20 protein-coding genes are annotated in these 19823 nt (G+C 70.1%); 13 read left to right on the forward strand and 7 right to left on the reverse strand.

All coding sequences use genetic code 11. The features are described from left to right. Positions 1–37: 37 nt before the first annotated feature. Positions 38–499, forward strand: coding sequence for a cytochrome c (locus tag EV659_RS05010; protein ID WP_132707767.1), 462 nt, complete (start codon positions 38–40; stop codon positions 497–499). A 107-nt stretch (positions 500–606) separates the two neighbouring features. On the opposite strand, the gene EV659_RS05015 is transcribed toward EV659_RS05010, so the two are convergent. Continuing rightward, positions 607–1305, reverse strand: a complete 699-nt coding sequence (locus tag EV659_RS05015) for a cytochrome b/b6 domain-containing protein (RefSeq protein ID WP_132707768.1) — start codon at positions 1303–1305, stop codon at positions 607–609. 193 nt (positions 1306–1498) lie between these two features. Here EV659_RS05015 and EV659_RS05020 point away from each other — a divergent pair, with 193 nt between their 5' ends. The 7 genes from EV659_RS05020 to EV659_RS05050 all read left to right on the forward strand — a co-directional run bounded on the left by EV659_RS05020 (position 1499) and on the right by EV659_RS05050 (position 7778). Continuing rightward, a complete protein-coding gene (locus EV659_RS05020; protein WP_200287331.1) occupies positions 1499–1954 on the forward strand; it encodes an SUF system Fe-S cluster assembly regulator in 456 nt (151 codons plus the stop codon). 78 nt (positions 1955–2032) lie between these two features. Continuing rightward, on the forward strand, positions 2033–3505 hold the full coding sequence (sufB, locus tag EV659_RS05025; RefSeq protein WP_132707769.1) for a Fe-S cluster assembly protein SufB: 1473 nt from the start codon (positions 2033–2035) through the stop codon (positions 3503–3505). 92 nt (positions 3506–3597) lie between these two features. Beyond that, a complete protein-coding gene (sufC, locus tag EV659_RS05030; RefSeq protein WP_132707770.1) occupies positions 3598–4338 on the forward strand; it encodes a Fe-S cluster assembly ATPase SufC in 741 nt (246 codons plus the stop codon). Between the two features lie 2 nt (positions 4339–4340). Continuing rightward, positions 4341–5558 carry a Fe-S cluster assembly protein SufD gene (gene sufD / locus EV659_RS05035; RefSeq protein WP_132707771.1) on the forward strand — a complete coding sequence of 406 codons (1218 nt, stop codon included), beginning with the start codon at positions 4341–4343 and terminating at the stop codon, positions 5556–5558. After that, positions 5558–6832: an aminotransferase class V-fold PLP-dependent enzyme gene (locus EV659_RS05040; RefSeq protein WP_132707772.1), complete on the forward strand. Its 1275-nt coding sequence runs from the start codon at positions 5558–5560 to the stop codon at positions 6830–6832. The genes sufD and EV659_RS05040 overlap by 1 nt, the downstream gene beginning before the upstream one ends. 11 nt (positions 6833–6843) lie before the next feature. Further along, a complete protein-coding gene (locus EV659_RS05045) occupies positions 6844–7356 on the forward strand; it encodes a DUF59 domain-containing protein (protein WP_200287330.1) in 513 nt (170 codons plus the stop codon). Between the two features lie 92 nt (positions 7357–7448). Then, positions 7449–7778, forward strand: coding sequence for a HesB/IscA family protein (locus tag EV659_RS05050; RefSeq protein WP_132707773.1), 330 nt, complete (start codon positions 7449–7451; stop codon positions 7776–7778). A 165-nt stretch (positions 7779–7943) separates the two neighbouring features. Here EV659_RS05050 and EV659_RS05055 read toward each other — a convergent pair whose 3' ends face one another. Further along, positions 7944–8966, reverse strand: coding sequence for a DMT family transporter (locus tag EV659_RS05055; protein ID WP_165878734.1), 1023 nt, complete (start codon positions 8964–8966; stop codon positions 7944–7946). 158 nt (positions 8967–9124) lie between these two features. Here EV659_RS05055 and EV659_RS05060 point away from each other — a divergent pair, with 158 nt between their 5' ends. Further along, on the forward strand, positions 9125–10072 hold the full coding sequence (locus EV659_RS05060) for a LysR family transcriptional regulator (protein WP_165878735.1): 948 nt from the start codon (positions 9125–9127) through the stop codon (positions 10070–10072). Here EV659_RS05060 and EV659_RS05065 read toward each other — a convergent pair. From EV659_RS05065 to rsmI, 4 genes are all read right to left on the reverse strand, one after another. Beyond that, positions 9975–10925 (reverse strand): DMT family transporter, encoded by a 951-nt coding sequence (locus tag EV659_RS05065; RefSeq protein ID WP_132707776.1) that lies wholly within the window; start codon positions 10923–10925, stop codon positions 9975–9977. The genes EV659_RS05060 and EV659_RS05065 overlap by 98 nt on opposite strands. Beyond that, a complete protein-coding gene (gene gshB / locus EV659_RS05070) occupies positions 10922–11869 on the reverse strand; it encodes a glutathione synthase (RefSeq protein WP_132707777.1) in 948 nt (315 codons plus the stop codon). Before gshB ends, EV659_RS05065 begins: the two co-directional genes overlap by 4 nt. A gap of 80 nt (positions 11870–11949) precedes the next feature. Next, a complete protein-coding gene (locus EV659_RS05075; protein ID WP_132707778.1) occupies positions 11950–12339 on the reverse strand; it encodes a YraN family protein in 390 nt (129 codons plus the stop codon). 2 nt (positions 12340–12341) lie between these two features. Beyond that, positions 12342–13292, reverse strand: coding sequence for a 16S rRNA (cytidine(1402)-2'-O)-methyltransferase (gene rsmI, locus EV659_RS05080; protein ID WP_132707779.1), 951 nt, complete (start codon positions 13290–13292; stop codon positions 12342–12344). Between the two features lie 87 nt (positions 13293–13379). Between rsmI and EV659_RS05085 the strand changes: the two genes are divergently transcribed. Further along, the gene (locus EV659_RS05085; protein ID WP_132707780.1) at positions 13380–14723 is read left to right on the forward strand and encodes a penicillin-binding protein activator; all 1344 of its coding nucleotides are present in this window, start codon (positions 13380–13382) and stop codon (positions 14721–14723) included. A 16-nt stretch (positions 14724–14739) separates the two neighbouring features. On the opposite strand, the gene EV659_RS05090 is transcribed toward EV659_RS05085, so the two are convergent. Continuing rightward, positions 14740–14949, reverse strand: coding sequence for a DUF1674 domain-containing protein (locus EV659_RS05090; RefSeq protein WP_132707781.1), 210 nt, complete (start codon positions 14947–14949; stop codon positions 14740–14742). A 211-nt stretch (positions 14950–15160) separates the two neighbouring features. On the opposite strand from EV659_RS05090, the gene htpX reads away from it, so the two are divergent. From htpX to EV659_RS05105, 3 genes are all read left to right on the forward strand, one after another. Continuing rightward, complete coding sequence (gene htpX, locus EV659_RS05095; RefSeq protein WP_132707782.1) at positions 15161–16084, forward strand: zinc metalloprotease HtpX; 924 nt, start codon at positions 15161–15163, stop codon at positions 16082–16084. 215 nt (positions 16085–16299) lie between these two features. Then, the gene (locus EV659_RS05100) at positions 16300–17670 is read left to right on the forward strand and encodes an RsmB/NOP family class I SAM-dependent RNA methyltransferase (protein ID WP_132707783.1); all 1371 of its coding nucleotides are present in this window, start codon (positions 16300–16302) and stop codon (positions 17668–17670) included. A 289-nt stretch (positions 17671–17959) separates the two neighbouring features. After that, positions 17960–19768: a heparinase II/III family protein gene (locus tag EV659_RS05105; RefSeq protein ID WP_165878736.1), complete on the forward strand. Its 1809-nt coding sequence runs from the start codon at positions 17960–17962 to the stop codon at positions 19766–19768. The last annotated feature ends 55 nt before the right edge of the window (positions 19769–19823 follow it).

Consider the following 19823-nt stretch of genomic DNA (forward strand, 5'->3'; position numbering starts at 1 on the left):
GTGTGAATACTCGGGCCGTCACCAACAGGAGGACGGTATGCGCATTCTTATTACGACTCTGGGCGCGCTGGGGCTGGCCGGCGCGATCGCAACGGCGGCGGCGGCTCAGAATGTGAGCCCCGAACAGGCCCATGCGGACCATCGCCAAGCGACCATCAGCGGCTCCGGCATGGCCGGCGTGACGCTTCTGCGGATGCAGCAAGGGTTGATCGAGAAGAAAAATGTGCCCCAGCTGTTCGACTATTGGGCCACCGGCGCGCGCCTGTCGGTCGAGGCGTTTCGTCCGGACACCCGCGGCGCCGACGTGAAGACCGAGGCAAAGGACGCCATTTGGGCCAACTGGTCCGACTTCGAAGCCGCCATGACCGCCTATGCCGAGGACGTGGAAGAGCTGGCCGCCCTGGCCGCCGACGGTAAGACCGACGAGGCGCTCGGCGGCATGGGGCCGATCTTCAAGAATCACTGCCGCGGCTGCCACAACGACTACCGCACCGACTGATCGCGGTGCACGGGTCTCGGCGCACGCTGCCCACGCCGAGCACCCCAGCACATCTTGAAGCTTGCTGCCACGAAACCCGGCCGGTCGCCCCGGCCGGGTTGTTCCGCTCACGCCGCCAAGGTCTCGATCAGGCCGACACCGCCCCAGCCCAGTGCGACGGCGGCGGCCAGGCAGGCCAGGGCACGCAGCGCGACGGTGCGCGGCCCGGCCAGCACCCGGTCGCCCGGCGTTCGCTCTGCCGACAGGCCCGGCTTGCGGCCGGTGATCATGGCGCGGATCAGATCCTCGCCGGCAAGGAACACATAGTAGAGCACCGCCAGCACATGGAGCGCGATCAGGCCCAGGATGACATTGAACCAGCTCTTGTGCCAGCCGGTCAGGGTGCCCACCCAGTCCGACGACACGAGGCCGGCGAGCGGCCCCCAGAACAGGAAATCGTCGCTGGCGAACAGTCCCATGACGGCCTGAGCGAACACCGCGGCGAGCAGCACGACCACCATCCACCCGCCGGCCGGGTTGTGGCCGGGGCTCACATGCTGGCGTTGCTGCCACAGGTCGACCAGGTGGCGCAGCACCGGCCCCGGCCCGGTCAGGAACCGGGCGAACCGGGCGGTGGGGCTGCCGACCAGGCCCCACAACACGCGAAAGATGATCAGCGACAACAGGAACAGGCCGACCTTTTCATGCAGTTCCAATTCGCCGTTCTCGGCGGTCCACCACGCGGCAACGATGCCGAGCGCCAGCGTCCAGTGGAACAGGCGTGTGGGCAGATCCCACAGTCGACCGGCGTCGGGGCCTTTGGCCATGATCCCCTCCTTGAGTGAAAAGCCGTTTCGTTATGTGCCGGATTGCCCCGGTCCGGCGCAAGACGGCAGCGCTTGGCGTGGGCCGGAGAAATCGGCTACAGTATCGGTGCTGTTTTGCGTTGACAGACGCGGGCGGTTTCCTTACCTAAAGACGACGTAATTAGTCCGGTTTTGAGCCGGAAACGGGGACTGAATGATCCGTCTAACGAATTTGGCTGACTATGCGGTTGTGCTGATGAGTGAATTGGCACGGACCGACCGGCGCGCCAATGCCTCCGATCTGGCGCAGGGCTCGGGCATTCCCGAACCCACCGTCAGTAAGATTCTGGGCCAGATGAAGCGCGCCGGCTTGTTGGTGTCGTCGCGCGGCGTCAAGGGCGGGTTTGCGCTCGCCCGCCCGGCGGGAGACATCACCGTCGCCGATGTGATCGAAGCGGTTGACGGTCCGATCGCGTTGACCAACTGCGTCTCGACGGCGGAGCGCGAATGCACCCTGGAACCGGTTTGTAGCATGGCGGTGCACTGGCAGACGATCAACGAGGCAGTGCGCGGCGCCTTGGCGGGGATCTCGCTGAAAGAGATTTCCAAACCGGTGTCGCCGCCGGGCTTTGTAGAGGCGGCGGCGCGGGTGACGGAACAAGCCGACTAGACGGCCGGTATCCGCAGCGCCAATCCGACCGGTGCTGCGGGCCGAACAACAGGTGACTGACGGGTAAGGAGACGGCACATGGCTGCCACGGCCGAAACGCGCGAGCAGGTCGACGAAGCGACCGGCGATTACAAGTACGGGTTTGTCACCGAGATCGAATCGGATTTCGCGCCCAAGGGGCTGAACGAGGATATCGTCCGGTTTATCTCTGAGAAGAAGGGCGAGCCGCAGTGGATGCTCGACTGGCGGCTCAAGGCCTATCGCGCCTGGCTCAAGATGACCGAGCCGCAATGGGCGATGCTCGACATTCCGCCGATCGACTATCAAGACGCCTATTATTATGCCGCGCCCAAGCAGCAGGGCGACGGGCCCAAGTCGCTTGACGAGGTCGACCCGGAACTGCTGCGCACCTATGAAAAGCTGGGCATCCCGCTGGAAGAGCAGAAGGTGCTGGCCGGCGTCGAGGGCGCGCCCAAAGTGGCGGTCGATGCGGTGTTCGATTCGGTGTCGGTGGCGACCACCTTCCGCGCCGAGTTGGAAAAGGCCGGCGTGATCTTCATGTCGATCTCGGAAGCGATTCGCGAGTATCCCGACCTGGTGCGCAAGTATCTGGGCAGCGTGGTGCCGATTCGCGACAATTTCTTCGCCTGCCTGAACAGCGCGGTGTTCTCCGACGGTACCTTCGTCTACATCCCCGAGGGCGTGCGCTGCCCGATGGAACTGAGCACCTATTTCCGCATCAACGCCGAGAATACCGGCCAATTCGAGCGGACGCTGATCGTCGCCGACGCGGGCTCTTATGTGAGCTATCTGGAAGGCTGCACCGCCCCGCAGCGCGACGAGAACCAGCTTCACGCCGCGGTGGTGGAACTGGTGGCGCTCGACGACGCCGAGATCAAATATTCCACGGTTCAGAACTGGTATCCCGGCGACAAGGACGGCAAGGGCGGCATCTACAACTTCGTCACCAAGCGCGGGCTGTGTAAGGGCAAGCGCTCCAAGATCAGCTGGACCCAGGTGGAGACCGGGTCGGCGATCACCTGGAAGTATCCTTCCTGCGTGCTCCAGGGCGACGAGTCGGTGGGCGAGTTTTATTCGGTGGCGGTGACCAACAACCGCCAGCAGGCCGATACCGGCACCAAGATGATCCACCAGGGCCGCAACACCCGCTCGCGGATCATCTCCAAGGGCATTTCGGCCGGGCGCTCCAACAACACCTATCGCGGACTGGTGCGGGTCCAGGCGGGCGCCTCGGGGGTGCGCAACTTCACCCAGTGCGACAGCCTGCTGATGGGCGACCAGTGCGGCGCCCACACCGTGCCCTATATCGAAAGCCGCAACCCCGGCGCCCAGATCGAGCATGAGGCGACCACCTCGAAAATCTCGGAAGACCAGATGTTCTACTGCCTGCAACGCGGGCTCGACGAGGAAGCGGCGGTCGAGATGGTGGTCAACGGCTTCGCCAAGGAAGTGATGCAGCAACTGCCGATGGAATTCGCGGTCGAGGCGCAGAAGCTTCTGGGCATCAGCCTCGAAGGCAGCGTGGGCTGAGCGACCGGGCTGACGGCGATTTTTGTCCCGGCTTGGCCGTGCGCCCCGCAGCATCGGGGCCGGGCCGCCGGTGGACGCAAAGGTGAAAGACGATGTTGAAGATTGACGATCTGCATGTGTCGGTGGACGGCACCGAAATCATCAAGGGCCTGAGCCTGGAGGTGAAGCCGGGCGAGGTGCACGCCATCATGGGGCCCAATGGCGCCGGCAAGTCGACGCTCGCCTCGACGCTCGCCGGGCGCGACGCCTATGAGGTGACCGCCGGCTCGGTGCACTATGCGGGCAAGGACCTGCTCGCGCTCGCCCCCCATGAGCGCGCCGGCGAGGGCATCTTCCTGGGCTTTCAGTACCCGGTCGAAATCCCCGGCGTGTCGAACCTGAATTTCCTCCGCACGGCCTTGAACGCGCAGCGGCGCTATCGCGGCGAGCCGGAGTTGAACGGCGCCGATTTCATGAAGCTGGCCAAGGACAAGGCCAAGGATCTTGAGATGTCGCTGGATATGCTCAAGCGGTTCGTCAATGTGGGCTTTTCGGGCGGCGAGAAGAAGCGCAACGAGATGGTCCAGATGGCGGTGCTCGACCCGAAGCTGGCGATCCTCGACGAGACCGATTCGGGCCTCGACATCGACGCGCTCAAGACCGTGTCCCAGGGCATCAACGCGCTGCGCGGCTCGGACCGGGCGATCCTGCTGATCACCCACTATCAACGCCTGCTCGACTATGTGGTGCCCGACCATGTGCACGTGCTGGCCGACGGCCGGATCGTGCGCTCGGGCGGCAAGGACCTGGCCCATGAGCTCGAAGCCCAGGGTTATGCGGCGGCGGTGGCGTGACCATGGCGGACAGCCCCTTCGATGACGCCTTCGCCGGCCTGGGTGGCGCCAGCGCCCAGCGCCGCGCGGCCTATGACCGCTTTCGCAGCCTCGGCCTGCCGAGCCGCCGCCAGGAAGACTGGAAATATACCGACCTGGCCGGGCTCGACCGGGCCCGGCTGGCGCCCGCTGCCACCGGTCCGGCGGTCTCGGCCCCGGTGGCCGGGCTCGACGGCCCGCTCCTGGTGCTGACCAACGGCCGGGTGGACGCCGACGCCAGCCGGATGGGCGACCTGCCGGCGGGCCTGGAGATCGTCACCGACGGCGAGCCCGCCTCGACCGGCGCCGATAACGCCCTGGCGGCCTTGAACGCCGCCTTCGCGCCCCAGGCGGTGCATGTGCGGGTGGCCGACGGCGCGGCGATCGACCGGCCGCTACAGCTGCTCTACCGGGTCACCGACGCCGACGCGTGCGCCGCCCACGTCCGGGTGCGGGTGGCGCTCGGTGCCCGGGCCGCGCTGACGCTGGTCGAGCGGTTCGAGGGCGACGCCTCGGCCTATTGGCAGAACCAGGTGCTCGACGTGGCCGGCGAGACCGGCTCGACGCTGATCCACGCGCTGTTCCAGGCCGAGGGCCCGCGCAGCGTCCACAGCGGCCTGACCCGGGTGGCGCTGGCGGGCGGCGCGCGCTATCGCCGCTTCGACCTGCAAACCGGCGCCGAGATCGCGCGCAACGAGGTTCATGTGGCGGCGACCGAGGCCGGCGCCCACGCCGATATCCGGGTCGCCCAGATGGCGCGCGCCGGTCAAAGCCTCGACACCCGCAGCTATCTCGACCACCGGGTCGCCGACACCACGTCGGACCAGGGCGCGCGCGCCGTGGTTGACGCCCAGGGTCGCACCGCCTTCCAGGGCAAGGTGCACGTGGCGCGCGACGCCCAGCGCACCGACGCCCAGCAGCAATCGAAGGCGATCCTGCTCGACGAAACCGCCGAGGCGAACACCAAGCCCGAGCTTGAGATCTACGCCGACGATGTGGTCTGCGCCCATGGCGCCACGGTGGGTCAGCTGGACGCGGCGGCGCTGTTCTACCTGGTCCAGCGCGGCTTGCCGCTGGCCGAGGCCAAGGCGCTGCTGATTGAGGCCTTCGTGGCCGATCTGTTCGGCGACCTGGACGACGACACCTTGCGCGACGCCTTCGTGGCCGCGGCGCAAGTCTGGTTCGGAAAGGAGCCTAGCTGATGGAAGGCAGCGTCCTGCCAGACCAGGCCCGTGGCGAGAGTGGAGCGGTGGCCGGCGATTTCGACGCCCACGCCTATCGCGCCGACTTCCCCGTGCTGGGCGAGACCATGCACGGCAAGCCGCTGGTGTTTCTGGACACCGCGGCCAGCGCGCAGAAACCCCAGGCGGTGATCGACGCGGTCAATGGCGCCTATGGCTCGGGCTATGCCAATATTCACCGCGGCATCTACAAGCTGAGCCAGGACGCCACCGACGCCTATGAGGCGGCGCGCGACGCGGTGCGCGAGCTGCTCAACGCCGCCGAGCGCGAGGAGATCGTGTTCGTGCGCGGCGCCACCGAGGGCATCAATCTGGTGGCGCAGAGCTGGGGGCGCACGTTCCTGGCACCCGGCGACCAGATCGTCCTGACCGAGATCGAGCACCACTCGAACATCGTGCCGTGGCAGTTGCTGCGCGACCAGATCGGTGTCGAGATCAAGGTGGCGCCGGTGGACGACAGCGGCCAGGTGGACCTGGACGCCTTCACGGCGCTGCTCGGGCCCAAGACCAAGCTGGTCGCCATGCCGCACGTGTCGAACAGCATCGGGACCGTGCTGCCGGTGGAGACCATGATCGCGCTCGCCCACGACGCCGGTGCTAAGGTGCTGATCGACGGTTGCCAGGCGGTGCCGCACCAGCCGGTCGATGTGCGCGCCCTCGACGCCGATTTCTACGTCTTTTCGGCGCACAAGCTCTACGGGCCCACCGGCATCGGCGCGCTCTACGCCAAGCGCGCCTTGCTGGAGGCCATGCCGCCCTATCACGGCGGCGGCGACATGATCGCCACGGTGACGTTCGAGAAGACCACCTGGAACGATCTGCCCTACAAGTTCGAGGCCGGGACGCCGCATATCGCCGGCGGTATCGGCTTCAAGGCGGCGATCGACTATGTGCAGGCGATCGGCCTCGACCGCATCGAGGCCCATGTGGACGCCCTGCGCCGCTATGGCGAGCAGCGTCTGGCCGGCATCAATTCGATCCGCCAGATCGGCACCGCCGAGGCGCGTGCCGGCATTCTGTCGTTCGTCATGGAGGGTACGCACCCCCATGACGTGGGGACCATCCTCGACCGGGCCGGGGTTGCGGTGCGCTGCGGCCACCACTGCGCGCAGCCGACCATGGACCGCTTCGGCGTGCCGGGCACCGTGCGCGCCAGCTTCGGCCTCTACAACACCGAACAAGATGTGGACGCGCTGGTCGACGGGCTGGCAAAGGTGGCCGAGATCTTCGGGTAAGGACAAAGACCATGACCGACCGCGATTACATGACGCTGAACCAGAAAGACGCGCCAGAAACCCCTGAACGGCCTGTGTTTACGCCCCAAGCGGGCTCGCAATTCATGGCCGAGTTCATGGCGTCTGACGCGGCCCCGGGTGAGGCCGGGACGGCGGCCGATGGTGCGGCCGCCGATGGCTCGAACGGCGGCGCGTCGGGGTCGGGCGGCGCGGTCGATCCCGCCCAGGTGGAGGCCAATGTGATCGCCAATCTGCGCACCGTCTTCGACCCCGAAATCCCGGTCAATATCTACGAACTGGGCCTGATCTATGCGGTCGAGGTGGACGGCGACAACAATGTGGACATCGTCATGACGCTGACCTCGCCGCACTGCCCGGTGGCCGAATCGCTGCCCATGGAAGTGGAGCAAAAGGCGCGCGAGGCCGAGGGCGCCAACGAGGTCAGCCTCGACCTGGTGTTCGACCCGCCCTGGGACCTGTCCAAGATGAGCGACGAGGCCAAGCTCGAACTGGGCATGCTCTAGCGCGCCGGTTCGCCGGGGCGGGCGCGACCGGCTCCGTGCGACCGACCGACGACCCGATGACCGCGACGAAACCGAGACGAAGGAGACACCCCATGGCCACGCTGAGCGTCACCGACCGCGCCGCCGAGCGCATCAAGTCCCTGGTCGCCAGCCGCGAGACGCCGCCCGCCGGGCTCCGCCTCGCCGCCAAGGTGGCCGGTTGTTCGGGGTTCATGTACGACCTGCAATTCGTCGATGAGGCCGATCCCGGCGACGCCGCCATCGACGTGGCCGGCACCAAGGTGTTCCTGGACCCCGCCTCGGCGCAGTATCTGAACGGCGTCGAGATGGATTGGCAGGAAGACCGCTTCACCACCGGCTTCACGTTCAGCAACCCCAACGCCAAGAGCCTGTGCGGCTGCGGCGAAAGCTTCCACGTCTGAGCCGCGCGGCGTAGCCGCCCCCCCGCCATGGCGGGCGGGTAATGACACCAGCCCTTCAACACCCTCTGGTTTGAGCGCCGCCCTCTGCCGTGCCGGCACCGTCCGCCGGCGTCTCGGAGTGCGTCTCGGGGCGCCTCCCGGCGGCTTCTGGGCGGTCGCCGGCGCTCACGGGTCGTCGGTGTCGTCGCGACCGCGCGCGGTCTTGCCCAGGGCTGCCTCGCGCCGGGCGATGTAGAGCGTCGAGCCGGCGATGATCGCCGCGCCCGCCGCCGTCCACCCGGTCGGGATCTCGGCGAACACGAACACGCCGACGCCGGCGGCGAGCGGGATGCGCACATATTCGAACGGCGCCACCAGGCCGGCCTCGGTGCAGCGATAGGCGCGCAGGAAGCTCTGCTGGGCCGCCCATCCTGCCGCCGCCAACACCACGATCAACAGCCATTCAAGCGGCGTCGGCGGCACCCAGATGAACAGCGATGCCGTGCCCAACAGCACCGCCACCGCCAGATTGGGCCAGAACACGATGGCGGTCGGACGGTCCACCTCCGACACCCGCTTGACCACCACCACCGACACCGCCATGGCGAGCGCGATCGACACCGCGACCAGCGCCGGCACCAGCCGCACCATGGCCGGGGTGGCGCCACCGTCGCCGCCCGCCGTCGCGGCTGCGGCCGACGCCACGGTCTCAGGGCCCAGGGCATGGGGCACCAGGGTCACCAGCACGCCGGCGAACCCCGCCACCATGGCCAGGGTGCGGCGCAGGCGGATCGTCTCGCCCAGCACCAGGGCGGCCAGCAGGGTGATGAACAACGGCTTGGTGAACGACACCGCGGTGACGAAGAACAAGGGCAAGACGCTCAACGTCCAGAAGCCGGCGCCGTTGATGAACGTCAGCAGCAGCGACCGCACGGTCAGCAGCCGCCAGCGCCGAACCCGGAACAATTCCGGCCCCTTGGGCACCATGAACAGCGCCATCACCGCGACCATCACGGCGGCGCGCACGCCGGCCAGTTGCACCGGCGGCAGGCGTTGGCCGAGGCTCTTCACCAAGGCGCCCATAACGGTCACGCAGACCGACGCCGACACCATCCAGACAATGCCGCGCACAAGACCGCCGCGCGGCGCACGGGGCACGCGGTCCAGGATCACCGCCGGTCCGCCCAGGCGGAGCAGGTGTTGTTTCATGCCCGTGCTATAGACCCCGGCCCCCCGCCAAGGCCAGGGCCAAACCGGCGCAGGTGCCGGCGTGTCTTCCAACGCCTTGCGCCGGCACATCAAATCGTGACGGATTACCGGCGATCTGTTTAACTTCCGGCCCTGGTGGGATGACAAGGGGTCTTGCGATGGATCGCCTGGGCGCCATGCGCTTGATCGTGCGGATCGCCGACCTGGGCAGTTTCACCCGGGCGGCGGCCGATTTGGGGTTGTCGCGCACCGCCGCCTCCAAGCAGGTCAAGGCGCTTGAAAGCGCGCTCGGCACCGCGTTGATGACCCGGACCACGCGGCGCGTGGCGCTGACCGCGGCCGGCGAGGGCTATGTGGAACGCGCCCGCGACATTTTGTGGCGGCTCGACGAGGCCGAGCGGCTGGCGGCGAGCCTCGACCCGGCGCCCGAGGGGGTGTTGCGGGTGCACGCGCCGCCAAGCTTCGGCCAGCGCCAATTGTGCCCCGCGCTCAAGCCGTTTCTCGACGCCTATCCCAAGCTCAAGGTGGAGATGACGCTCACCGACCGGCCGGTGGATCTGGTCGAGGAGGGCTATGACATGGCGCTGTGGATCGACGGCGCGCCGCCCGCCGATCTGGCCGCGCGTCGGGTCGGCGAGACGGCGTTCGCCCTGGTCGCCGCGCCGGCTTATGTGAAGGCCGCAGGTGCGCCCGAATGCCCCGCCGACCTGACCCGCCACCGTTGCCTGGTCAACGCCCACTTCTCGGCCAACAACCAGTGGCGGTTCACCCGCGACGGCGAGACCGCCACCGTGGCCGTCGACGGGCCGCTGACGGTCAACAATGTGGACGCGATCCGCGAGGCGGCCCTGGCCGGGCTCGGGGTCGCCTTTCTGCCCGCCTTCCAAGTGGCCGAGGAGTTGCGCACCGGCCGGTTGTGGCGGCTGTTGCCGCCCTGGACCGGCGAGACCCAGGGCATCTATGTGGTCTATCCGCCGAGCCGGCTGGTGCCCGCCAAGGTGCGCCTGTTCACCGCCTTTCTGGGCGAGCGTCTGAGCGCTCAGTTGCGCCCGCGTGACCGGCGATCGCTTCCCGGCGGGCCAGATAGACCGTCGACGCGAGGATGATCAGCGCGCCGGCCCCGGTCAGCCAGTCGACCCGTTCGTCGAACAGCCAGGCGCCGAAGGCGGTCGCCAGCACCAGGCGCACGAAGTCGATGGGCAGGATGGCGCCGGCGTCGGCCTCGGCGAACGCCATGGCCAGGGTGCGCTGGCCCACCGATGCCAGCAGGCCGATGGCGATCAGCAGCGCCCAGTCCACCGGTCCCGGCCACACCCAGCCGGGCAGGGCGGCGGCGAAGGTGACCGGCAGCGGCAGCAAAAACGCATAGGCCACGATGGTGTCGGAGCGGTCGGTGGGCGCCAGCGCCTTGATGGTCAGCATCGAGCCCGCGATGCCCAGCGTGCCGGCGATGGCCCCGGCCACGCCCAGGTCGAACTCGACCGCGCCCGGACGCAGCACCAGCAACATGCCGGCGAAGCCCACGATGAGCGCGGCGACGCGCCGGGCGTGGATGCGCTCGCCGAACAGCAGCACCGCGCCCATGGTGGTGAACAGCGGTGCCGCATAAGAGATCGCCACCACCAGCCCCAAAGGCGTCACGGTGACCGCATAGAAGATGCCGAAGGTGCCGACCACCGAGGTGACGCCGCGGATCAGATGGACGGGCAATCGCCGGGTGCGCAGCACGGCCAGGCCGCGGCCGCGCAGGTCGGGCGCCAGCGACAGGCAGCCAAACGCGGTGCGCGCGAACATGATCATGAACGCCGACACGGTCTCGCCGGCGATGCGGATCAACGTCCAGACCAGCGCGAAGGCCACGCAACTGGCCAGCATATAGGCCATGCCCCGGACGGTCGGGTCGAGGCCGGCGAAACCGCCGGCCCCGCCGCCGCCCGAGGCTGGCCCGGCCGGGGTCATCCGGCCAGTCGCCGCTCGATCGCGTCCCACACCAGGCCGGCGAGGTTGGTGCGCTCGAACCGGTCGATTTCCTGGATGCCGGTGGGCGAGGTGACGTTGATCTCGGTCAGATAGCCGCCGATCACGTCGATGCCGACGAAGATCAGGTTGCGCCGCGCCAATTCGGGCCCCAGCCGGTCGCAGATTTCGCGCTCGCGCTCGCTCAGGTCGCTGCGCTCGGCGCGGCCGCCCACATGCATGTTGGAGCGCGCCTCGCCCTCGGCCGGCACCCGGTTGATCGCACCGACCGGCTCGCCGTCGACCAGGATGATGCGCTTGTCGCCGCCGCGCACCGCGGGCAGATACTGCTGCACCATCACCGGCTCGCGGCTGACGCCTAGGAACATCTCCATCAAGGAGGCCAGGTTCTGGTCTTCGGGCTGCAAGCGGAACACGCCATAGCCGCCATTGCCGAACAGCGGCTTGACGATGATGTCGCCATGCTCGGCGCGGAAGCTGCGCACCTCGTCGATCGACCGGGTGATCAGGGTCGGCGGCATCAGGTCCTGAAAGTGGGTGACATAGAGCTTTTCGGGCGCATTGCGCACCGCTTCGGGGTCGTTGACCACCAGGGTGCGGCCGCGCAACTGCTCCAGAAAGTGGGTGTAGGTGATGTAGGCCATGTCGAACGGCGGGTCCTGGCGCATCAGCACCACATCGGCGTCCTGGGCCAGGTCGAGCGTCTGCGGGGCGTCCAGATCGTAATGGTCGCCCGGCGTGCGCGCCAGCCGCATGGCCCGGCCGCGCGCCACCACCCGGCCGTCGCGGAAGCTCAGCGCGTCGGGCAGATAGTGAAACAGGCGATAGCCCCGGGCCTGGGCTTCGAGCGCCAGGGCGAAGGTGGAATCGGCGTCGATGTCGACGGTCTCGATGGCGTCCATCTGGACGGCGCACACACGGGCCATGGGCGAAGGTCTCCTGGATTGGCGGCGGGTCGCCTTGATCTAATGCACCCGCCGGGTCGGGCCAAGCCCTTGGGACGGTTTCAAAGACCGGCGCGCGGGCGCCAAGCGCCGGGGATGTGGCGCGGCCACGGCCAGCGGCCCACCAACACCAGGTCGAAGCGGATATCGGCGGCGGCGGCGGCCGGGTTGCCGGCCATATAGGCGAGTGCGGCGCGCGCCACCCGGTCGCGTTGGCGCGCGTTCAGGCTGTCGGGCAGGTGGGCGAGGGCGCGTCGGTGCTTGACCTCGACGAACGCCAGCACCGGGCCCTTGGCGACGATCAGGTCGACCTCGCCCACCGGCGTGCGGAAGCGCCGCTCGACCAGCCGATAGCCCTTGAGCCGCAGCCACCAGGCCGCCCAGCGCTCGGCGCGCCGACCGCGCGCCTCGGCGGCCGCACGGTCCGGGCGGTGGGGCGCGCGGCGGGCCATGGTCAATCGCCGCCCCGGTTGCGGTCTGCGGTGCCGGCCCCGTCGTCGGCCAGCCGCAGCGCCCGGTTATAGACCGTGCGCCGGGGCAGGCCGGTGACCCAGGCGACCGCGTGGGCGGCCTCGCGCACCGACAGGGTCGCCAGCGCGTCGGCCAGCAGGGCGTCGAGCCGGGCGTCGTCGGCGGTCTCGGGCGCGGCGCCGGCGACCACGATCACCACCTCGCCCTTGGGCGCGCCGGCTTGGGCATAGTGGTCGGCCAGCGCGTCGAGCGGGCCGCGCCGCACCTCTTCGAAACGCTTGGTCATCTCGCGGCACACGCAGGCCGAGCGCGCGCCGAACGCCCGGGCCATGTCGGCCAGGCAGGCGGCGAGCCGTTGCGGGCTTTCATAGAACACCAGCGTGCCGGGCTCGGCCGCCACGGCACCGAACGCCTTCTGCCGCTTGGCCTGTTTGGGCGGCGGAAAGCCGGCGAACAGAAACCGGTCGGTGGGCAGGCCGGCGACCGTCAACGCCGCCAGCAGCGCGCTGGCGCCGGGGATCGGAATGACAGGAATGCGGGCGGCGACCACGTCGGCGACCAGCTTATAGCCCGGGTCGGCCAACAGCGGCGTGCCGGCATCGCTGACCAGGGCGATGCGCGCGCCTTGGGCCAGATCGTCCAACAGCCGCGCGCGTACCGCCGGCGCGCTGTGGTCGTGATAGGCGGTCATCGGGGTGTGGATGGCAAAGCGTTGGGCGAGCTTGCGGGTCACCCGGCTGTCTTCGCAGGCGATCCGGTCGGCGGCGCGCAGCACCGCGACGGCGCGCTCGGTCATGTCGCCCAGATTGCCGATCGGCGTGGCGACCACATAAAGCCCGGGCGCCAGCGCGCCCGCCGCCACCCCGTCGGCGTCATCGCCCCCGCTATCGTCGGTGTCGGCGCGGTCGGTTTCGGTCGCTACAGTTTTGCCCATATTCTCGCTCAGGATCGAGGATGTTGCACCGCCGGACGGCTTGACCTTAGGTAGAGGCTTCGCCGGTCCGCTTAAAGTGAGGATTTCATGGGTCTGCGCGCCACCGTCTTGCGCCGTCTGCATCCCGCCGCGCTCGCCAGCCTGCTGGTCCTGTCCGGCTGCGCCGCGTCGTCGCAAGCCCCGGCCCCCTCGACGCCCGCCGCCCCGCCGGCCAGCGCGCAAGGCCCGGACATGGGCGCCTTGCTGCTCGACGACGGCAGCGACGTCTACCGCTCCGCGGTCACCGAGGACACCGGCCGCCAGATCACCGTCGCCCTGCTCGCGCCGTTGACCGGGCGCGGCGAACGGGTCGGCGCGGCGCTGCGCGACGCTGCGGTGATGGCGCTGTTCGACGCCTATGACCCGCGGCTCGACCTGCGCGTGTTCGACACCGGCGGCCAGCCCGACGGGGCCGAGCGCGCGGCGCGCCAGGCGGTCGACGCCGGGGCGCGGCTGATCCTCGGCCCGCTCTACGGCGCGTCGGTCAAGGCGGCCGGCCCGATCGCGCGCGCCGCCGACATTCCGCTGGTGGGCTTTTCCAACGACCGGGCGGTGGCCGGCAACGGTGTCTATCTGTTGAGCTATCTGCCCGAACAGCAGGTCGCGCGCGTGGCCCGTTACGCCGCTGCCAAGGGCCACCGGGCGTTCGCCGCCCTGGTGCCCGAGGGCGACTATGGCGACCGGGCGCTCGCCGCGCTGGGCCGCGCCCTCGACGGCACCCGCGCCGACTTGACCCGGGTGGAAAGCCACCCGCGCACCGTCGAGGGTGTTTATGAGCCGGTCAAGCGGCTGGCCGACTATGACCGGCGCCGGGCCGCCTATCGCGACGAGGTGGCGTTCCTGCGCGACATGGAAGGCGGCATGGCGGCCGACCTGTTGGCCGATCTGGCCGGCAAGGAGACGCTGGGCGCGTTGGCGTTCGACACCGTGCTGATCCCCGAAGGCCCGCCCTTGGTGCGCACCATCGCCACCCTGCTGCCGTTCTACGAGGTCGACACCCAGGCGGTGCGGGTGCTGGGCACCATGCGCTGGGACGGTGTCGATCTGTCCAACGAGCCGGCCATGGTCGGCGCCTGGTACGCCGCCCCGGACCCTGAGCGGGTCGACGGCTTCCTGGACCGGTTCGACCGGGTCTATGGCGACCGGCCGCCGCGCCTGGCGACCCTGGGCTATGACGCCATGGCCTTAGCGGCGGTGTTGGCGCGCGACTTCGACGCCGGCCAGATCAGCCGCGCCGACCTGGAAGACGGCGCCGGGTTCAGCGGCGTCGGCGGCCTGTTCCGCTTCCGCCGCGACGGCACGGCCGAGCGCGCGCTCGCCATCCTCGAAGTGGTCGAGGGCGGCGCCACGGTGATCGACGCGCCGCCGGGTAGCTTCTACACGCTCAACTGAACGGCGCCGCCGGCCGTCAAAAGTCCGACGCCAGGCCGCCCACTTCCCAGTCGCCATAGCGGGTCGGTTCGGGGCCCTGGCGGCCACCGATCTCGCGCGGGCGGGCGGTTTCGCCGGCCTCGCTTTGGGCGGCTGCGTCGCCGTCCGTCGGGGTTTGGGCCGGGGTCTGGGTCGGGGTTTGGGTCGGGGTCGCCTGGTCGTCTGGGCGGTTCGGCTTGTCGGTCATCGTCGGTCTCCCGAAGGGGCGTGGTGTTTCCCATATGGACCGCTCGGCGGCGCGAGGGAAGGGTCGGCCCCGCAGGCCCGTGGGGCGGCGGTTCGTCGTGGCGCGGCCTCGGTCGGTCGCCGGCGCGCCGCTTGGCCGCTTGAACGGCGCCGGGTGCGGGCTACATGGAAGGCATACGCCAGATTTGGTCTCTCAGGGAGTTACAGACCTTATGAACATGATGCGCACGGCCATGCTGCTCGCGGCCATGACCGCGCTGTTTGTGGGCATCGGCTATTTGTTGGGCGGCGCCGGGGGCATGACCATCGCGTTTATGGTCGCCGCGGGGATGAACCTGTTCGCCTATTGGAACTCGGACAAGATGGTGCTGCGCATGCACCACGCGCACGAGGTGGACGAGCGCTCGGCGCCGATGCTCTACGGCATCGTGCGCGATCTGGCGCGGCGCGCCGAGTTGCCCATGCCGCGCGTCTATGTGATCGAGAACCCGCAGCCCAACGCCTTCGCCACCGGGCGCAACCCCGAGAACGCGGCGGTCGCGGCGACCACCGGGCTGCTCGACAGCCTGTCGCGCGACGAGGTCGCCGGGGTCATGGCGCACGAACTGGCGCACGTGAAGAACCGCGACACGCTGACCATGACGATCACCGCGACGATCGCCGGGGCGATCTCCATGCTGGCCAATTTCGCGCTGTTCTTCGGCGGCAACCGCGAGAACGGTCCGGGGCTGATCGGCTCGATCCTGATCATGATCCTGGCGCCCATGGCGGCTGCGCTCGTGCAGATGGCGATCAGCCGGACGCGCGAATATTCCGCCGACCGGCTGGGTGCGGAGATCTGCGGCGACCCCTTGGCGCTCGCTTCGGCGCTGGCCAATCTGGAGCGCGGCGCGCGCCGGGTGGTCAATGCCGACGCCGAGCACAACCCGGCGACCGCGCACATGTTCATCGTCAACCCGCTGTCGGGCCAGTCGATGGACAATCTGTTCTCCACCCACCCCTCGATGGCCAACCGCATCGCGGCCCTGGAACAGATGGCCGGCCGGCCGCTGTCGGGCGGTGGCGGTCGCGGCGCCGGCAACAGCCCCTGGTCGGCTCCCAATGGGTCGGGCGGCCGCCGCGGCCCCTGGGGATAAGCGATAAGCCGTCATGACGACCTGTCCGACCGGGCCGGTATTGGCGCCCGGTCCGACGACCGAGACAGCCAGGGCGCCATGGGGTGGCGCCGGATCGGCCAGGGTAAGACGGGTAAGACGGGGTAGGGCGGCGAGATGTCGCCTGTCTCGTCGGGGACCCAGGGGGCCGTGTTCGCAGATGACAGGCGCGGCCGGGGGCGCTACACCCCCGCGTCATGACCGCTGCATCGTCCAACGCTTCCCGTCCCACCGGGCCCACCGGCCCGGCCGGCGCCGACCGTCGCGCCGCCCTGGCGATCCTCACCGAGGTGATCGACCGGGGCCGGCCGCTCGACGCCGCCATGGACGCCGCCTTCTCCGGCGCCGGCGCCGCGCTGCCGGTGCGCGACCGGGCGTTCGCCCGCGCCCTGGCCACCGCCGCCCTGCGCCACCGGGGCGGGCTCACCCGACTGGTGGGCGCGTTGCTCGACCGGCCGCCTAAGGGCCGGGCGCGGCAGATGCTGCCGTTGTTGCACCTGGGGCTGGCGCAGATCTTTCACATGAACGTGGCCGACCACGCCGCCGTGTCGGCGACCGTGGCGCTGGCGCCCAAGCCCTATCGCGGGCTGGTCAACGCGGTGCTGCGCCGGGCGGTGCGCGACCGGGCGCGGCTGGCGTCGCTCGTGGCCGCCGATGGCGTCGACCTGCCGGCCTGGCTGTTCACGCGCTGGCAGAAGACCTATGGGGCGGAGACTGCGGCCGCCATGGCGCGCGCCATGGCGGTCGAACCGCCGCTCGACCTGACCGCGCGCCACGACCCCGCGGCGCTGGCGCAGGCGACCGACGGGCGCTTGCTGGCCACCGGCTCGGTGCGGCTGGTGCGGCCGCCGGCGGTCGATACGCTGCCCGGCTTCGACCAGGGCGCGTTCTGGGTTCAGGACGCCGCCGCTGCCCTGCCGGTGGCCTTGTTGGGTGATGTGGCCGGCCGCCGGGTCGCCGACCTGTGCGCCGCACCCGGCGGCAAGACGCTGCAACTGGCGGCGCGCGGCGCCCGGGTCACCGCCGTCGACCGCTCGGCCGAGCGGCTGGCCACCGTGCGCGCCAATCTCGACCGCTGCGGCTTGGACGCCCGGATCGTCGCCGCCGACCTCACAGAGTGGACGCCCGACGCGCCGTTCGACGCCATCCTGCTCGACGCGCCGTGTACCGCCACCGGCACCCTGCGCCGCCACCCCGACGTGGCCTGGCATCGCGGCGCGGCCGATGTGGCCAAACTCGCCGCCCTGCAACGCCGGCTCGCCGCCCGCGCCGCCGGCTGGTTGGCGCCCGGCGGGCGGCTGGTGTTTTCCACCTGTTCGCTGGAACCCGAAGAGGGCCCGGCGGTGGCGCGCCACCTGGCCCAAGCTTGCGATGATCTGGCGCCTCAGCCGCTCGGCGACGCGGCGGCCGAGGCGGCACGGTTGGCGCCCGATGCGCCCGAGGGCCTGGCCGCCGCGCTCGCCGGGTTTGCCGACGCCGAGGGCTGGCTGCGCACCCGGCCCGACCAGTGGGCCGAGCTCGGCGGGCTCGACGGCTTCTTCGCCGCCCGATTCGTCAAGCCCGGCTGACCGCCGGTCCGCCCCCCGATCCACCCCCCGGCCCGCCGATACGCCGGCGCTTGCCGCCATGCCGGGCGGCTGGTAACTACGTTGCCATGGTCCAGCCACTTTGTGCCGATTCGGGTCCCGGTGCGACCCGTCCCTGTGTCCCGGGTGTCGCAGGCGCCAGCCGTGCGGACCGCCGCCGGCTGCCCGCTGTCTGTTCCCGGCCTCGCCCCGGTCCGGCGGCGCAAAGGTGACCGGCCCCATGGCCAGCCAGCAGCATCGAGACGATCCCCCCCGCAGCCGAGCGGCTCATATGGCGGACGACCGGCGCACCGGCCGCACCGGTGGTCGCGCGCCCGACCGCCCCGGTAGCCCTGGCGGCTCTGACGCTTATAACGCGGTCGCCGAGGTATCCGCCCACCGCATCCGCCGCGCCGGCGACCGCGCCGGTGGTCCGTTGCTTACCTGGCCGGTGAGTGTGGCCTGGCGCGGGGTGCAGCTTTACACGCCGTTGCGCGCCCTGGCGCTGTCGGGGCCCGAGCCGTTCCGGCTTTACGCCGCGCCGACGGACCCGTTGCCCGGCGACCCGGCCCTGGGCACCACGATCCTGAGCGGCGCGCTGCCCGGGCGCGGCGGCAATAGCGGCGTCGGCGACGGCGAGCCCTGGCTCAATCTGGCGCGGCGCAGCGTCCGCCACCAATGGTTCGTGCACAGCTTCGAGTGGCTGCCCGATCTGATGGCCGCCGCCGACCGCGATGCGGCGCAAGAGCTGGGCGTGCAACTGATTCGCGACTGGGTGGCGCGCTATCCCGGCCCCGGGGCGGACCCCCAGGCGTGGCATCCCCATGCCACCGCGCGGCGGCTGATCGCCTGGACCGCGCATGCCCAACTGGTCCAGCGCGCGGCCGCCCGCACACCGTCGCCCAACGCGCTGACCGCCATGGCCCGACAGGCACGCCACCTGCGGCTGGTCTATCCGCGTCGGGGCCACCTGCCGGCCCGCATCGTCGCCTTGTCGGCGCTGCTGATGGCGGCCTTGACGCTCGACATGCCCGAGCTCAAGCCGCGCCGGCTGGCCCGCCATGTGGCGCACCTGTTGGACCTGTTCCTGCACGATGATGGCGGACCGATTTCGCGCCAGCCGGCACACGCGGTCGGCGTTCTGCGCATTCTCATGCTGCTGCGCGAGTTGCACCGGGCGCGCGGTCTGCCCCAGCCGGCGTGGATCGGCGAGCGGATCCGGGCCGTCGTGTCGTTTCTGCGCGGCATCAGCCTGGGCGACGGCTCGGTGGCGCGGTTCAACGGCGGCACCGCGATGAGCGCGGCGGCGGTATTGCATTTGCTCCACCAGGCCGACCCTGCGGCGCCGGTGAGGGTCAGCGCGCCCGCCACGGGGTTCGAGCGCCTGAGCGCCGGCGGCGTCACCTGCGTGATCGACAGCGGCCCGCCGCCGCCGCCCGATCTGTCGACCCGGGCCGGCGCCGGCACGCTTAGCTTTGAGATGAGCGACGGGGACTACCCCCTTGTGGTCAATATGGGATCGGCCAGCCAGCATGGCTTGCCCGAGAAACTGACCTCGGTGGCCCGGGCGACCGCGGCTCACTCCACCCTGGTGATCGACGACACCAATTCGACCCGCGCGGAAGCCGATGGTCTGCGCCGGGGGGTCGAAAGCGTCGGCGTGCGTCGGGCGGTGTCGGAGGCCGGGACGCTGCTCGACCTCGCCCATGACGGCTATCGCCATCGACTCGGCGTCGTCCACGAGCGGCAATTGTTCCTGGCTGGCGACGGCAAGCGGCTGGTCGGCGCCGATCGGCTGGTGGGCGCCGGGCGGAACAAGCTGGCCATTGTCGACCTGCGCTTTCATCTGCACCCGCGGGTCGGGGTTCGGGTGAGCCGCGACGGACTGAGCGCCGACTTGAGCCATCCGGGTGGCCGGGCCTGGCGGTTCCGCGCCGACGGTCGCGTGGTCAAGACCGAGGAAAGCCTGTTCATCGACGCCGACGCCGGCCCGGTGCGCACCAAGCAACTGGTGGTTCGGGTGGCTGCTCCGGTGCCCGCCGACGCGCTGCGCTGGAGCCTGGAACGGATCGCCCTGCCGCGCGACGCGGGTAACGCCTGACGCCCGACGCCCGCCCCCGGACGCCAGACACTTGCGCCGGCGCGGACCATCGGCT

This window comes from Rhodothalassium salexigens DSM 2132 (assembly GCF_004341375.1).
Taxonomy (GTDB): Bacteria; Pseudomonadota; Alphaproteobacteria; order Sphingomonadales; family Rhodothalassiaceae; genus Rhodothalassium; species Rhodothalassium salexigens.

Excerpts from the sequence above, each read along its gene's own strand:
- EV659_RS05020 (WP_200287331.1), top strand. The coding sequence starts at position 1,499 with ATGATCCGTCTAACGAATTTGGCTGACTATGCGGTTGTGCTGATGAGT.
- EV659_RS05105 (WP_165878736.1), top strand. The coding sequence starts at position 17,960 with ATGGCGGACGACCGGCGCACCGGCCGCACCGGTGGTCGCGCGCCCGAC.
- EV659_RS05085 (WP_132707780.1), top strand. The coding sequence starts at position 13,380 with ATGGGTCTGCGCGCCACCGTCTTGCGCCGTCTGCATCCCGCCGCGCTC.
- EV659_RS05050 (WP_132707773.1), top strand. The coding sequence starts at position 7,449 with ATGGCCACGCTGAGCGTCACCGACCGCGCCGCCGAGCGCATCAAGTCC.
- EV659_RS05060 (WP_165878735.1), top strand. The coding sequence starts at position 9,125 with ATGGATCGCCTGGGCGCCATGCGCTTGATCGTGCGGATCGCCGACCTG.
- EV659_RS05015 (WP_132707768.1), bottom strand. The coding sequence starts at position 1,305 with ATGGCCAAAGGCCCCGACGCCGGTCGACTGTGGGATCTGCCCACACGC.
- EV659_RS05055 (WP_165878734.1), bottom strand. The coding sequence starts at position 8,966 with ATGAAACAACACCTGCTCCGCCTGGGCGGACCGGCGGTGATCCTGGAC.
- EV659_RS05010 (WP_132707767.1), top strand. The coding sequence starts at position 38 with ATGCGCATTCTTATTACGACTCTGGGCGCGCTGGGGCTGGCCGGCGCG.
- gshB (WP_132707777.1), bottom strand. The coding sequence starts at position 11,869 with ATGGCCCGTGTGTGCGCCGTCCAGATGGACGCCATCGAGACCGTCGAC.
- EV659_RS05100 (WP_132707783.1), top strand. The coding sequence starts at position 16,300 with ATGACCGCTGCATCGTCCAACGCTTCCCGTCCCACCGGGCCCACCGGC.
- sufD (WP_132707771.1), top strand. The coding sequence starts at position 4,341 with ATGGCGGACAGCCCCTTCGATGACGCCTTCGCCGGCCTGGGTGGCGCC.
- EV659_RS05040 (WP_132707772.1), top strand. The coding sequence starts at position 5,558 with ATGGAAGGCAGCGTCCTGCCAGACCAGGCCCGTGGCGAGAGTGGAGCG.
- sufB (WP_132707769.1), top strand. The coding sequence starts at position 2,033 with ATGGCTGCCACGGCCGAAACGCGCGAGCAGGTCGACGAAGCGACCGGC.
- rsmI (WP_132707779.1), bottom strand. The coding sequence starts at position 13,292 with ATGGGCAAAACTGTAGCGACCGAAACCGACCGCGCCGACACCGACGAT.
- EV659_RS05075 (WP_132707778.1), bottom strand. The coding sequence starts at position 12,339 with ATGGCCCGCCGCGCGCCCCACCGCCCGGACCGTGCGGCCGCCGAGGCG.
- EV659_RS05090 (WP_132707781.1), bottom strand. The coding sequence starts at position 14,949 with ATGACCGACAAGCCGAACCGCCCAGACGACCAGGCGACCCCGACCCAA.
- EV659_RS05065 (WP_132707776.1), bottom strand. The coding sequence starts at position 10,925 with ATGACCCCGGCCGGGCCAGCCTCGGGCGGCGGCGGGGCCGGCGGTTTC.
- htpX (WP_132707782.1), top strand. The coding sequence starts at position 15,161 with ATGAACATGATGCGCACGGCCATGCTGCTCGCGGCCATGACCGCGCTG.
- sufC (WP_132707770.1), top strand. The coding sequence starts at position 3,598 with ATGTTGAAGATTGACGATCTGCATGTGTCGGTGGACGGCACCGAAATC.
- EV659_RS05045 (WP_200287330.1), top strand. The coding sequence starts at position 6,844 with ATGACCGACCGCGATTACATGACGCTGAACCAGAAAGACGCGCCAGAA.